Origin of the sequence: Limnohabitans sp. T6-5 (assembly GCF_003063315.1) — a bacterium.
GTDB lineage: Bacteria > Pseudomonadota > Gammaproteobacteria > Burkholderiales > Burkholderiaceae_C > Limnohabitans_A.
Genome location: NZ_NERV01000004.1, coordinates 93,257 through 105,691, shown reverse-complemented (window position 1 = coordinate 105,691; position 12,435 = coordinate 93,257). Strand labels below are relative to the sequence as shown.

Sequence of the window (12,435 nt, the reverse complement as noted above, 5' to 3'; positions counted from 1 at the left end):
GATGCCCTTTATCTGAAACCGATATCAGCCGCGAAACTCTGGGTTCCAGACGGAAGCGCGTGATCTTTGATCAGTGCCGAAATGCGCGACTGGCTGTTGCGACTGTCTACAGAGGTGAATGAGCTGGTCAAGGCGCTCATGGTGTAGCGCTGGCCATAGCTATGGCCGTCGGATCGCAGCTTCTGCAGACCATCCCTCGCTTGACTCGACCTTAGCGGTTCGGTGATCGATTCAGGGTCGTAAGCGTGAGTCCGACTGTGTTGGCCGAAAGGCTGCAACCGCTGCATAACTGACCTTGGATACTCAACGGCCCTCACCAACTCCAAAGCGTCCCATCATGCTGCAGCCGGTTAACCGGCAGATAGGCTCTTTGGTATGGGTACTTCGCAGCCAGCTTTTCGTCGATGTCCACCCCGTGGCCGGGTGACTCGCCGCAGTGCATCATGCCGCGCTCAAAGCGGTAATCGTGCGGGAAAACCGAGAGCATTTCTTCGCTGTGGGGCATGAACTCTTGCACACCAAAGTTGGGCACCCAGGTGTCAAAGTGCAGGGCCGCGCCCATGCACACGGGCGACAGGTCGGTCGCGCCGTGGCAGCCGGTGCGCACTTGGTACAGGCTGGCCAAGTCGGCGATGCGCCGCAGGTGCGTAATGCCGCCCGCGTGGACCACGGTGGTGCGGATGTAGTCGATCAGCTGCTTTTCGATCAGCGTCTTGCAGTCCCAGATGCTGTTGAAAATTTCACCCACCGCAATTGGCGTGGTGGTGTGGTGGCGTATCCACTGGAAGGCGTCCTGGTTTTCGGCCGGTGTCGGATCTTCCATCCAGAACATGCGCACCGGCTCCAACGCTTTGCCCAGTTGCCCTGCCTCGATGGGCGTGAGGCGGTGGTGCACGTCGTGCAGCAAGTGGATGTCGGGGCCCACGGCTTCGCGCACGGCTTCAAACAGACCGGGGGTGTGGCGCAAATACTTTTCGGTGCTCCAGTCGTGTTCGCTGGGTAAGTTGCCGTCGGCGGGTTCGTACATGCGGTTTGCACCGCTCACGCCATAGACCTTGTTCAGGCCCGGCACGCCGCTTTGGGCGCGGATGGCCAGGTAGCCTTCTTCCTTGTGGCGCAAAACTTCGTCCACCGTTTCGGCCGTGTCGCGGCCGTTGGCGTGACCATAGACCATCACCCCTGTGCGGCTGCGCCCGCCCAGCAGTTGGTACAGCGGCATGTTCGCCATCTTGGCCTTGATGTCCCACAGCGCGGTGTCCACGGCGGCAATCGCGCTCATGGTCACCGGGCCGCGCCGCCAGTAAGCGCCTTTGTAGAGGTATTGCCAGATGTCTTCGATCTGCTGCGGGTCGCGCCCGATCAGGCAAGGGATGAGGTGGTCTTCGAGGTAGCTGACCACGGCCAGTTCGCGGCCGTTGAGCGTGGCGTCACCCACACCGTACACGCCCTGGTCGGTCTCAATCTTGAGGGTGACGAAGTTGCGACCGGGGCTGCAGACGATAACGCGGGCGGCGGTGATTTTCATGGTTCAAATCAGTTGGGTTGGCGCAAATTCAGGCGTTGGCAATGGCTTGGACTTTGTAGGTCGGTACTCGAAGAGTCCGACTTTTGGTTTGGGCTGCTGCTCCTGTCGGACTCTGCGAGTGCCGACCTACGGGGAAAACGCAACGGGGTTGCATGTGCTGCTGTTCTTGTCATGCTTGTGTGGCCAGCAATTGCTGGATGGCTGCATTCACACCGTGCCGCAGGACTTGCTGGTGCCAGTGCGTCACGCGGGTGGTCCAATTGGCGTTGCCGGGCAGGGTGCTGCCCCACAGGTCTTCACGGGCCAGCAGGGCGTGCACGCAGGCCTCAGGTTCGGTGTGTTGCGCGGCGCCAATGGCCATGAGGCTCTCGGCTTGCGGGTCGTTCAGGGCATAGGCCTGGCCGTGCTCGTCCACGCCCAAGGTGTAGCGCAAGAAGACGGCTGCGGCCAACGCGTGGTGTTCAAACGAAGCGCCTTGCGCGATCTGGCCCAGCACAGAAGGCGGCCAGCGCTGCGGGATTTTTTGCGAGCTGTCGGTGGCGATCTGGTGCACGCTGTGCTTCAAGTACGGGTTGCCAAAGCGGGCGATCAGCGCGTCGCGGTAATCGGCCCAGTCGCTGCGGGCGAGGTGTGGCGCGACCTCGCGGCTCATCAGGCGGTGCACAAAGCTGCGGATGTGTGGCTCACCGATGCAGCTGGCAATGAAAGGCCTGCCTGTGACCGCTCCCATGAGGGCCATGGCCGAGTGGCTGCCGTTGAGCATCCGCAGCTTGGCTTCTTCGTAGCTGTGCACATCGCCCGTCACGCGCACACCGGCGCTTTGCAGCAGGGCGGCATCAAGCGGGTCGGCCAAGCGGTCTTCGATCACCCATTCCCAAAAGCCTTCGGTGCTCAGGGCGCATTGATCTTGAACGCCCAATGCCTCTTGTGCGGCGGCCATCACCTCGGGCGTGGCGGCGGGCACGATGCGGTCGACCATGCTGCATGGAAAGGCACAGTGCGCGTCGAGCCAGGTCAGCACCTCTGCGTCTTGCGGTGATGCTGCGGCTTTGACCAAGGCCTGCAGCTTGTGGCCGTTGCCCTGCAGGTTGTCGCACGACGCGATGGTGATGCCCGAAAGACCTGCTTGCTGGCGCAGGCGCAAGCCGTCCAGCAGCAGTTGCGCCAGGGCCGGTGTGTAACCTTTTTCGGTCACGGTGAGCGTGACCCAGCGGGTGCTGGGCGCGGCGATGGCTTGCACCACCGCATCGCGCTCGGTGGCGGCCACGTGGGTGCGCCACAGCGCCCCGGGCACTTGCCACTTCACCCCTAGCCCATCGGCGATGCGCACGGCATATAAGCCGTCCTGCGCTTTGAGTTGGTTCACCAGATCGGGCCGCGTCATGCCCACGCCATGGATGCCCCAGCGCGTGTCGCCACCGGCCAGCAGTTGGTCAAACACCATGGCCTGGTGGGCGCGGTGAAAAGCGCCCAGCCCCAAGTGCACCACGCCGGGGGCGTGGCTTGTGCGGTCATACGCAGGGGTATGGATGGAAGCGGGCAGGGCGCGGAGTGTGGCGGCAGACAGGTTCATGATTTGAGGTCTCAAGACATTGACCACAGGGCCTTGAGCCCGCAGGCGTTCAACGTTGTTGGAGTTTGTGTTCGGACGCTTCGATCTCGGCCCAGGTGGCCTCGTCGATCCAGATGCCGCTTTGCTCGCGCTCAGCGCGTGCGGTGCGTTCGGGTTCCCCTGCCAGCTTGACGCCATCGCTGCCGGGGGCATCCGGGCTTTGGCGCAGCCAGTCGGCAAAGGCCAGGGCTTCTTGCTCAAACATGGTTTGCGTACCCAAGCGCACCGGGTCGATCAGCATCGTCAGCATGCCGTTGAGCACGGCGCGTTGGTGGTCCGCTTCGCGGTGCCAGGTGCCGCTGCCGGTGAGCGCACCGCCCAGCAGCTCGCAGGCCATGGCCATGCCAAAGCCTTTGTGGTCGCCAAAGGTCATGAGCGCACCGAATAAGCCATTGGACTGCGGCACCACCACCACGCCGGGGTCGTTGGTGGGGTGGCCGTTTTCGTCGATCAAATAGCCGGGCGGCACTTGTTCGCCCTTGTTGTGGGCGACGCGCATCTTGCCTTGCGCCACGCGGCTGGTAGCAAAGTCGAGCACAAAGGGGGCACGGCTGCCCATGGGCACGCCAATGCAGCAGGGGTTGGTGCCAAAGCGGCCGTCACCGCCGCCAAAGGGCGCGACCACGGGGCGCGAGAGCACGTTCACAAAATGCACCGACACCAGGCCTTGCGCCACCGCCATTTCGGCGAAGTGTCCGATGCGGCCCAGGTGGTGCGAGCGGCTCAGGGCCACGGTGCACACACCGTGTTGCTTGGCACGCTCGATGCCCATCTGCATGGCCTGCACGCCGGTGATCTGGCCGTAACCGCGCTGGCCGTCCAGGTTCAGCAGCGGGCCGGTGTCGAGCAGCACTTTCACGCCCGTGTTGGGCGACAGACCCCCTTCGAGCACCGCGTCCACATAGCGCGGCACCATGCCCACGCCATGCGAGTCGTGCCCGCTCAGGTTGGCCATGACCAGGTTGTCGGCCACCTGAGCGGCCTCCGCCGGGGCGCTGCCCGCTTGTTCGATGATGCGGGCGACTTTGGTGCGGAGGTCGCTTGCAGAAATGGTATGGCTCATGTTCTTCTTAATCAGTTGGGGACAGAGCTAAAGATCTGTCCCGCAAAGTCATTACATTACCGCGCCCACTTGCCACGGCACAAATTCGTTTTGGCCGTAGCCGTGGCGCTCGCTCTTGGTGGGTTCACCCGAGGCGGCGGCGAGGATCATTTCAAAAATCCGCTGGCCCATGTCGACAATGCTCACGCCGCCGTCCACGATTTCGCCGCAGTTCAGATCCATGTCCTCTTCCTGCTTTTTCCACAGGGCGGTGTTGGTCGAGAACTTCAGGCTGGGCGAGGGCGCGCAGCCGTAGGCACTGCCGCGCCCGGTCGTGAAGCAGATCAGGTTGGCCCCACCGGCCACTTGGCCCGTGGCGCTCACCGGGTCGTAGCCGGGCGTGTCCATGTAGACAAAGCCTTTGGCCGTGACCGGCTCGGCGTATTCGTAGACGGCTTGCAGGTTGCTGGTGCCGCCTTTGGCCACCGCACCCAGAGACTTTTCAAGGATGGTGGTCAGGCCGCCCGCCTTGTTGCCGGGCGAGGGGTTGTTGTTCATCTCGCCGCCGTTGATGGCGGTGTAGTTTTCCCACCAGCGGATGCGCTCGATCAGTTTGTGCGCCACTTCAGGTTTCACGGCACGGCGCGTGAGCAAATGCTCGGCCCCATAAATTTCAGGTGTTTCGCTCAAGATGGCCGTGCCGCCGTGTTGCACCAACAGGTCGACTGCTGCGCCTAAAGCGGGGTTGGCGCTGATGCCCGAATAACCGTCAGACCCGCCGCACTGCAAACCCACCGTGATGTGCTCGGCACTGCAAGGCTCGCGGGTGATGGCGTTGGCGCGAGGCAGCATCTCTTCAATCAGCTGGATGCCTTTTTCCACCGTCAGACGCGTGCCGCCCGTGTCCTGGATGTTGAAGACCTTGAGCGTGTCGCCCTCGCGCAGGCTGCTGTGCGCGAGCCAGGTGTTCAGCTGATTGGCCTCGCAGCCCAGGCCCACCACCACCACACCCCAGAAGTTGGCGTGGGTGGCGTAACCGGCCAGCGTACGCTCCAAAAGCTGAATGCCCAGCCCCTCTGTGTCCATGCCGCAGCCGGTGCCGTGGGTCAATGCTACGACTCCATCTACGTTCGGAAAGTTGGCCAGCGCCCCAGGGTTGTTGCGTTTGGAAAAGTGGTCTGCAATCGCGCGGGCAGCGGTGGCTGAGCAATTGACGCTCGACAGCACACCAATGTAGTTGCGCGTGGCGACACGGCCATCCGAGCGCTTGTAGCCCATGAAAGTCGCCTGCTTGCGCACTGGCTCGGGTTTCACGTCTTGCCCGATGGCGTAATCGCGCTCGAAGTTGCCTTTTTCCGCGCCCATGTTCAGGTTGTGCGTGTGCACATGCTCACCGGGGGCAATGGCCTGCGAAGCAAAGCCGATGATCTGGTTGTAACGGCGCACCGGTTCACCAGCGGCGATGGCGCGGGTGGCGATCTTGTGACCGGGCGGAATCAGGCCGCGCACGGCCACACCGTCCACGGTGCTGCCGCTCATGAGTTGGGCGCGGGCGATGACCACGTCATCGGCGGGGTGCAGGCGAATGAAGGAATTGTTCATGATGTCAATCGGTTGGGGGCAGCGCTAAAAATCTGTCCCTCAAGGTCAATAGAATTGTTTGGGCAACCACAGCACCAAGCTGGGGACATAGGTGATGACGACCAAGCTCCCCAGCAAAGGGAACAGCCAAGGCAAGATGGCGCGGGTGGTGGCCTCCACGCTCAAGCGGGCCACGCGGGCCAGCACAAACAGCACCATGCCCATGGGCGGGTGCAGCAAGCCGATCATCAGGTTGAGCACCATGACCAGGCCGAAGTGCACCAGGTCAATGCCCAGCTTCTGGCAGATCGGCACCAAAATCGGCACCAAGATGGTGATGGCCGCTGTAGGCTCCAGGAAGCAACCGACAAACAACATCAATGCGTTGGCCAGCAACAGGAAGACCCAAGGCGTTTGTGTGAAGCCCAACACCCATTCGCTGATGGCGGCCGTCACACCGGTGGCCGTGAGCATCCAGCCAAAAATGCTGGCAGCGGCCACAATGAAGAGCACGGTGGCCGTGGTCTCGACGGTGTCGAGACAGATCTTCACGAACATCTTGAAGTTGAGTGTGCGGTACCAAAAGAAACCCAACGCAATCGCCCAGACGCAGGCGGCAATCGCGCCTTCTGTGGGGGTGAACACGCCCGTCGTCATACCGCCGATCAGCAGCACGGGCGTCATGATGGGCAGCACGGCTTGAAAGTTGAACAGCTTGTCGGCTGCGAACAGCACGAACAAGGCAGCGAACACGGTGATTTGCGGTGGGGTGCCCATGGCCGTGACCAACCACCAGATGGACAGGGGCCAGCCCACGACTACAGCGGTTTCGATCAAGGCCTTGATCACTTTCGACCACTCGAATTTGACGTCGGAACCCCAGCCGTTTTTATGTGCGAAATAGGCCACCGTGAGCATCATCAGAACCGCCATCAAAATGCCGGGCAAGATGCCAGCCAGAAACAAGGCGCCGACTGAGACGTTGGCCATCATGCCGTAGATCACAAAGGGCAAACTGGGCGGAATGATGGGGCCCAGTGTGGCCGAAGCGGCCGTGACGCCCACGGCAAATTCGGTGCTGTAGCCATGGTCTTTCATGGCCTTGATCTCGATGGTGCCCAGGCCTGCCGCGTCGGCAATGGCTGTGCCGCTCATGCCCGCGAACACGACCGAGCCGACCACGTTGACGTGACCCAGGCCGCCTTTGAGCCAGCCCACCAGGGCCAGCGCGTAGTTGTAGATCCGGTTGGTGATGCCCGCGTTGTTCATCAGGTTGCCGGCCAGGATGAAGAAGGGTACGGCCAGCAGCGGAAAGCTGTCGATGCCCGAGACCATGCGGTGGATGACCACAAAGGGCGGCGAGCTTTCGACGAAAAACAAATACAGCAAAGAAGCACCGGCCATGGCAATGGCCACCGGAATGCCGCCGCTCATGAGAATGAGGAAAAGGATCTTCAACATGGGAGAACTTTCTAAAGGCGTTTCAGCGGTCGGTCATTTCAGACTCGGGGCGTTGCAGCACGGTGTAGCCGCGCTGCCAATGCACGCGGGCCACCCACACGGCACGCAGGCACATGGCGGCAAAACCGGCCATGACCACGCCGTAGACGATGTTCATGGGCAAGTCGATGACGGTCATTTTGTAGCTGCCCAGCTTGTCCATCATTTGACCGGTGAGGAAGGTGGCTGCAGCAAAGAAAGCGATGCGCATCACATCGACCAGCGTGCCCATGACACGGCCCAGCCAGTCGGGCATGAAGCGGTAAAAGAAATCGACCTGGATGTGGTTGTTTTTGGCCACGCCAATCGTGGCCCCGGTGAACACGGTGGCGATCAGCATGTAGCGGGCAATTTCTTCCGTCCAGGAGGCCGAGTTGTTCATCACGTAGCGGGTGATGAATTGGTAAAACACCGTAGCGCCGAGCATCCAGAAAAACGCCAGCGCCACCCAGGCTTCGACGGGCGTGCCCGACAGATCGACTTCGTCATCGGTGGCGTGGAACTGGCCATCGTCGCCCATGACTTTGGGCATGGCATCCAGATCGGGAAGGTCGCTCATGGGGGTCCTTGGATTCAGGAGGAAATCAGAAAAACTCAGGGAAAAAGGCCAGTCAGGCATACGCCTGACTGGCTTGGAGGCGCAAACTTATTTGACGGCTTGGATCTTGTCGAAGTCGGCGCGGGTGTAGCCCAATGATTCCAGCGGTACGTTTTTCAGCACAGCGTCCTGGAAGGTCTTGCGGTCCACCTGCACGATCTGCAGGCCTTTTTTCTTGAACTCGTCGACCAGCTCGGCTTCACGCTTTTTGATCTTGATGCTTGAGCGGTTGGCCGCTTCTTGCGTCACTTCGGTGAACATCTTCTTCTCGGCATCGCTCAGCTTGTTCCAAAGGTGCGGTGCAACTTGTGTGGTCAGGCCGTCCACGATGTGGCCGGTCAGCATGATGGCCTTTTGCACCTCGTAGAACTTCTTGGCTTCAATGGTCGTCAGAGGGTTCTCTTGTGCATCGACGGTGCCGTTTTGCAAGGCCAAATAGACCTCTGCAAAAGCGATGGGTGTGGGGTTGGCGCCGCAGGCTTTGGGGGTGGCGGTGTAGGCCGGCACATCGGGCACGCGGATTTTGATGCCCTTCATGCCTTCGCAGGTGGTGAAGGCTTTTTGCGCGGTGGTGTGGCGCGCACCGTAGTAGGTGTAGGCCGTGATCTGGATGCCGGTTTTGGCACGGTACTCGGCAGCCATCTCTTGGAAGACAGGGCTCTTGGAGTAAGCGATCAGGTGGTCGCCATCACGGAAGATGAAGGGGTAGTACGCGATGCCCAGGCGCGGGTAAGTGCGTGCAGCAAACGAGGTGCCACTGATGATCATGTCGACTGTGCCCAGGGTCAGACCCTGGTTGATGTCGGTCTCTTTGCCCAGCGTGGAGGCGGGGAAGACCTGGATGTCGAACTTGCCGTTGCTGCGCTTTTTGATTTCTTCAGCAGCCCAGACCGAGTCGATGTGGTACGGCTCGGACGTTTCGTAGGCGTGGGCCCATTTGAGTTTTTGTTGCGCCTGTGCGCCGGTGCTGATCAGCATCGAGCCGATCGCCAGGGTGCCCAGAGCGGCCAGGGTTTTCAATGTGAATCGTTTGCTCATCGTTGTCTCCTCGTGGTTTTGAAAATGGCTGACGCGAAAAACTGCATACCCCTTTAGCAGTCAGCTAACGGGCGGGAGCGCGGCGCCAGCTCGCGCTGTATCTTTTGTGGGCTTGTTTCAGGTGCTTTTGCATGGCCTTGCGGGCCGCGCTGGCGTCCCCGGCCTCGATGGCGTCCAGCACCGCTTGGTGTTCGGCAATGGCCGCTTGCCACGAGGCGGGGTGCTCAAAGTAGTCGCCCAGACGCGCAAACAAGGGGCCGTTGCGGGCCACCCAAAAGCGCTGCACGGTGTCGAGCAAGACGCTGTTGCCGCAGGCCTGCGCAATCGCATCGTGAAAGGCTTCGTCGCCTTGGCGCGGCATTTGATTGCGGGCAGCTTCCCGCTTCATTTGTTGCAGACCGTCTCTCATGGCTTTGAGGTCTTTTTTCTGGGCGTGTTGTGCGGCCAGTGCGGCGACTTCCGACTCCACCAAAATGCGCGCACTCATCACTTCGAGTGGCCCCCATTCTGCGGGCGTGTCACTGGCTTTGTTGGCCATGGGGCGCTTGAGGGCCGTGGCGTTTTTCACGTAGATGCCTGAGCCGGTGCGCACTTCGATCATGCCTTCGACTTCGAGGGCAATCAGCGCTTCTCGCACCGAGGGGCGGCTCACGCCCAGCTGCACGGCCAAGTCGCGCTCGGCGGGCAGGCGCGAACCCACTGCGAATTCGCCAGACGCCATCAGCTGCCGCAATTGCTCGGCAATCTGGCGGTACAGGCGCTGGGGCTCGACAGTTTGGATGGGCATGCGGCGGGATCAGGGATAACGTGAATTGGTCAATTGGTCAGACCAGTTGCACAATCATCACATGTTCGGATTTGAAGCGTCAAGTCATTTCACATCCGCATAAACCCGTGGATTGAGCCGCTGGCGATCGGCGGATTTTTTCCGCCCACCCTCTGCGGGGTTGACGCCCATCCATTCGGGTATGCCCAGAAGACTTGCACACATGGAGATGCAGACATCATGAGACTCAAAGGAAAAATCGCGCTGGTCACCGCCGCCGGGCAAGGCATCGGCCAGGCCGCTGCATTGGCCATGGCTGCAGAAGGCGCCACCGTGTATGCCACCGATGTGAATGCCGCATTGCTCAAAAGCTACGAAGGCGTGGCCAATGTGCACACCGCTGTGCTGAACGTGCTCGACAAAAGCGCGATTGCCGCGCAAGTGGCCAGCATGGCGCGCATCGACGTGATCTTCAACTGCGCGGGCTTTGTGCACAACGGCTCCATCGTCGAAGCCCAAGACGAAGAATGGGCGTTCGCCTTCAACCTGAATGTGCGCTCTCAGTTCTGGATGATCCAGGCGGCCATCCCCAAAATGGTGGCGCAGTTTGAGCAGGACGGGCGTGGGGGCAGCATCATCAACATGGCCAGCGTGTGCTCCAGCGTCAAGGGCTTGCCCAAACGCTTCATTTACGGCACCAGCAAGGCGGCCGTGATAGGCCTGACCAAAAGCGTGGCGGCTGATTTTGTGCGCCAGGGCATCCGCTGCAATGCGATTTGCCCCGGCACGGTGGACACGCCCTCGCTGCAGGACCGCATCAACAGCTATGCCGACCCGGTGCAGGCGCGCAAGGACTTCATCAACCGCCAGCCCATGGGGCGTTTGGCCCAGGCGGCAGAGATTGCCCCCATCGTCACCTTCCTCGCATCGGACGAATCCATCTTCGCCACGGGCAACGCCTACATGGTGGACGGTGGCATGACGATTTGATGCCTTCCCTTCAACCGCAGAAAGACCGCATGAATTTGCTTGACATGAAAGGCCGCCATGCGGTCATCACCGGTGGGGCCACCGGTTTGGGGTTGGCCATTGCGCAGCGCATGCTGGCTTCGGGGGCGCGCGTCACCATCTGGGACCGCGATGTCACTGGCATGGCTCTGGCCGCCGAGCCACTGCGCCAAGTCCAGCCGGGTGCCGTGGTCCACACGGTGCAGGTCGATGTGACCGACCATGCGTCGGTGGTGCAAGCCACGGCGCAAACCACTGCATTGGCCGGTGTCGATGTGCTGGTCAACAGCGCAGGCGTGACCGGCCCCAACACCAAGGTGTGGGACTACCCGGTGGACGCCTGGAAACAGGTGTTTGATGTGAACGTGCATGGCCTGTTTTATTGCTGCCGCGAACTGAGCGCGCACATGAAAGCGCGCAACTATGGCCGGATCATCAACATCGCCTCGGTCGCGGGCAAAGACGGCAACCCCAACGCCAGCGCTTACAGTGCGAGCAAAGCAGCGGTCATTGGTCTGACAAAATCGCTGGGCAAAGAACTGGCCGACACCGGTGTGCGCGTGAACTGTGTCACCCCGGCGGCTGTGAAGACGGCGATCTTTGATCAAATGACGCCCGAGCACATCCAGTTCATGCTCTCTAAAATTCCGATGGCCCGCTTTGGCGAGCCGGAAGAAGTCGCTGCCATGGTGACTTGGCTCTGCACCGAAGAATGTTCCTTCTCCACCGGCGCGGTCTTTGACCTGTCCGGTGGCCGTTCCACTTATTGATTTTGTTCCAGCACTGAAAGGTATTTATGAAACTCGTTCGCTATGGCCAACCCGGCAAAGAAAAACCCGGCCTGATCGACGCCGATGGCCGCTTGCGCGACCTGAGCGGCGTGGTCAAGGACATCACGCCTGACCTGCTGAACGACAAGGCCTTGGCCAAACTGGCCAAGGTCAAGACCGACAAGCTGCCCTTGGTGCGCGGCAAAAAGCGTTTTGGCACCCCCATCTCGTTCACCAGCAAGTTCATCGCCATTGGCCTGAACTACGCCGACCATGCGGCCGAATCGGGCATGCCGATCCCCAAAGAGCCCATCGTGTTCACCAAGGCGATCTCCTGCATTCAAGGCGCGGACGACGACGTCATGCTGCCCAAAGGCTCCAAGAAATCCGACTGGGAAGTCGAGCTGGGCATCGTGATTGGCACCCGCGCACGCCATGTCAAGCAAAAAGACGCGCTGAACCATGTGGCCGGTTACTGCGTGGTCAACGACGTGAGTGAGCGCGAATACCAGCTGGAGCTGGGCGGCAGCTGGGACAAGGGCAAGGGTTGCGACACCTTCGGCCCCGTGGGCCCATGGCTGGTCACGCGCGACGAAGTGCCCAATCCACAAGCCCTGGGCATGTGGCTCGATGTGAACGGCGTGCGCTATCAAACCGGCAACACCAAGACCATGATCTTTGGCGTGGCCAAACTGGTGAGCTATGTGAGCCAGTTCATGACGCTTGAGCCCGGCGACATCATCACCACCGGCACGCCTCCCGGCGTGGGCATGGGCGTCAAAGTGGATGGCAAGCCAGCGCCCGTGTTCCTCAAGCGCGGCGATGTGATGCACTTGGGCATCGAAGGCCTGGGCGAGCAAACCCAGAAAGTGGTGGCTTTCAAGGCCTGAACCCAAGTCATTGAAGAAGCCATGTCGGGGCTGAAGCCGCCGACCTACAGGTATCTTGTAGGTCGGTGGCTTCAGCCCCGACGTCGTGGTTCATAGCGATTTACC

Annotated in this window: 11 protein-coding genes; 3 read left to right on the top strand and 8 right to left on the bottom strand. The window is 61.1% G+C overall.

Features of this window, described 5'->3' with window-relative positions; all coding sequences use genetic code 11:
- Positions 1-313: 313 nt before the first annotated feature.
- From manD to B9Z51_RS15835, 8 genes are all read right to left on the bottom strand, one after another.
- Positions 314-1,525: a D-mannonate dehydratase ManD gene (gene manD / locus B9Z51_RS15870; protein ID WP_108376149.1), complete on the bottom strand. Its 1,212-nt coding sequence runs from the start codon at positions 1,523-1,525 to the stop codon at positions 314-316.
- Between the two features lie 169 nt (positions 1,526-1,694).
- Entirely contained in the window at positions 1,695-3,098 is a 1,404-nt protein-coding gene (locus B9Z51_RS15865; RefSeq protein ID WP_108376148.1) for a mannitol dehydrogenase family protein, read from the bottom strand.
- Positions 3,099-3,147: 49 nt separating this feature from the next.
- The gene (locus tag B9Z51_RS15860; protein ID WP_108376147.1) at positions 3,148-4,200 is read right to left on the bottom strand and encodes a malate/lactate/ureidoglycolate dehydrogenase; all 1,053 of its coding nucleotides are present in this window, start codon (positions 4,198-4,200) and stop codon (positions 3,148-3,150) included.
- Between the two features lie 51 nt (positions 4,201-4,251).
- Positions 4,252-5,781 (bottom strand): UxaA family hydrolase, encoded by a 1,530-nt coding sequence (locus B9Z51_RS15855; protein ID WP_108376146.1) that lies wholly within the window; start codon positions 5,779-5,781, stop codon positions 4,252-4,254.
- A 45-nt stretch (positions 5,782-5,826) separates the two neighbouring features.
- Positions 5,827-7,221 carry a TRAP transporter large permease gene (locus B9Z51_RS15850; RefSeq protein ID WP_108376145.1) on the bottom strand — a complete coding sequence of 465 codons (1,395 nt, stop codon included), beginning with the start codon at positions 7,219-7,221 and terminating at the stop codon, positions 5,827-5,829.
- Positions 7,222-7,243: 22 nt separating this feature from the next.
- The gene (locus B9Z51_RS15845; RefSeq protein WP_108376144.1) at positions 7,244-7,819 is read right to left on the bottom strand and encodes a TRAP transporter small permease; all 576 of its coding nucleotides are present in this window, start codon (positions 7,817-7,819) and stop codon (positions 7,244-7,246) included.
- 87 nt (positions 7,820-7,906) lie between these two features.
- Positions 7,907-8,896, bottom strand: a complete 990-nt coding sequence (locus B9Z51_RS15840; RefSeq protein ID WP_108376143.1) for a sialic acid TRAP transporter substrate-binding protein SiaP — start codon at positions 8,894-8,896, stop codon at positions 7,907-7,909.
- A 64-nt stretch (positions 8,897-8,960) separates the two neighbouring features.
- Complete coding sequence (locus B9Z51_RS15835) at positions 8,961-9,683, bottom strand: FadR/GntR family transcriptional regulator (RefSeq protein ID WP_108376142.1); 723 nt, start codon at positions 9,681-9,683, stop codon at positions 8,961-8,963.
- A gap of 219 nt (positions 9,684-9,902) precedes the next feature.
- Here B9Z51_RS15835 and B9Z51_RS15830 point away from each other — a divergent pair, with 219 nt between their 5' ends.
- Genes B9Z51_RS15830 through B9Z51_RS15820 form a run of 3 tightly spaced genes read left to right on the top strand, consistent with a single transcriptional unit; the run spans position 9,903 to position 12,330 of the window.
- Positions 9,903-10,652 carry an SDR family oxidoreductase gene (locus B9Z51_RS15830; protein ID WP_108376141.1) on the top strand — a complete coding sequence of 250 codons (750 nt, stop codon included), beginning with the start codon at positions 9,903-9,905 and terminating at the stop codon, positions 10,650-10,652.
- A gap of 29 nt (positions 10,653-10,681) precedes the next feature.
- Positions 10,682-11,440 carry an SDR family NAD(P)-dependent oxidoreductase gene (locus tag B9Z51_RS15825; protein ID WP_108376140.1) on the top strand — a complete coding sequence of 253 codons (759 nt, stop codon included), beginning with the start codon at positions 10,682-10,684 and terminating at the stop codon, positions 11,438-11,440.
- 26 nt (positions 11,441-11,466) lie between these two features.
- Positions 11,467-12,330 carry a fumarylacetoacetate hydrolase family protein gene (locus B9Z51_RS15820; protein ID WP_108376139.1) on the top strand — a complete coding sequence of 288 codons (864 nt, stop codon included), beginning with the start codon at positions 11,467-11,469 and terminating at the stop codon, positions 12,328-12,330.
- The last annotated feature ends 105 nt before the right edge of the window (positions 12,331-12,435 follow it).

What these genes read in the sequence shown, in the direction of transcription:
- B9Z51_RS15845 (WP_108376144.1), bottom strand. Translation starts at nt 7,819, where the DNA reads ATGAGCGACCTTCCCGATCTGGATGCCATGCCCAAAGTCATGGGCGAC.
- B9Z51_RS15825 (WP_108376140.1), top strand. Translation starts at nt 10,682, where the DNA reads ATGAATTTGCTTGACATGAAAGGCCGCCATGCGGTCATCACCGGTGGG.
- B9Z51_RS15865 (WP_108376148.1), bottom strand. Translation starts at nt 3,098, where the DNA reads ATGAACCTGTCTGCCGCCACACTCCGCGCCCTGCCCGCTTCCATCCAT.
- B9Z51_RS15860 (WP_108376147.1), bottom strand. Translation starts at nt 4,200, where the DNA reads ATGAGCCATACCATTTCTGCAAGCGACCTCCGCACCAAAGTCGCCCGC.
- B9Z51_RS15855 (WP_108376146.1), bottom strand. Translation starts at nt 5,781, where the DNA reads ATGAACAATTCCTTCATTCGCCTGCACCCCGCCGATGACGTGGTCATC.
- B9Z51_RS15820 (WP_108376139.1), top strand. Translation starts at nt 11,467, where the DNA reads ATGAAACTCGTTCGCTATGGCCAACCCGGCAAAGAAAAACCCGGCCTG.
- B9Z51_RS15835 (WP_108376142.1), bottom strand. Translation starts at nt 9,683, where the DNA reads ATGCCCATCCAAACTGTCGAGCCCCAGCGCCTGTACCGCCAGATTGCC.
- manD (WP_108376149.1), bottom strand. Translation starts at nt 1,525, where the DNA reads ATGAAAATCACCGCCGCCCGCGTTATCGTCTGCAGCCCCGGTCGCAAC.
- B9Z51_RS15830 (WP_108376141.1), top strand. Translation starts at nt 9,903, where the DNA reads ATGAGACTCAAAGGAAAAATCGCGCTGGTCACCGCCGCCGGGCAAGGC.
- B9Z51_RS15850 (WP_108376145.1), bottom strand. Translation starts at nt 7,221, where the DNA reads ATGTTGAAGATCCTTTTCCTCATTCTCATGAGCGGCGGCATTCCGGTG.
- B9Z51_RS15840 (WP_108376143.1), bottom strand. Translation starts at nt 8,896, where the DNA reads ATGAGCAAACGATTCACATTGAAAACCCTGGCCGCTCTGGGCACCCTG.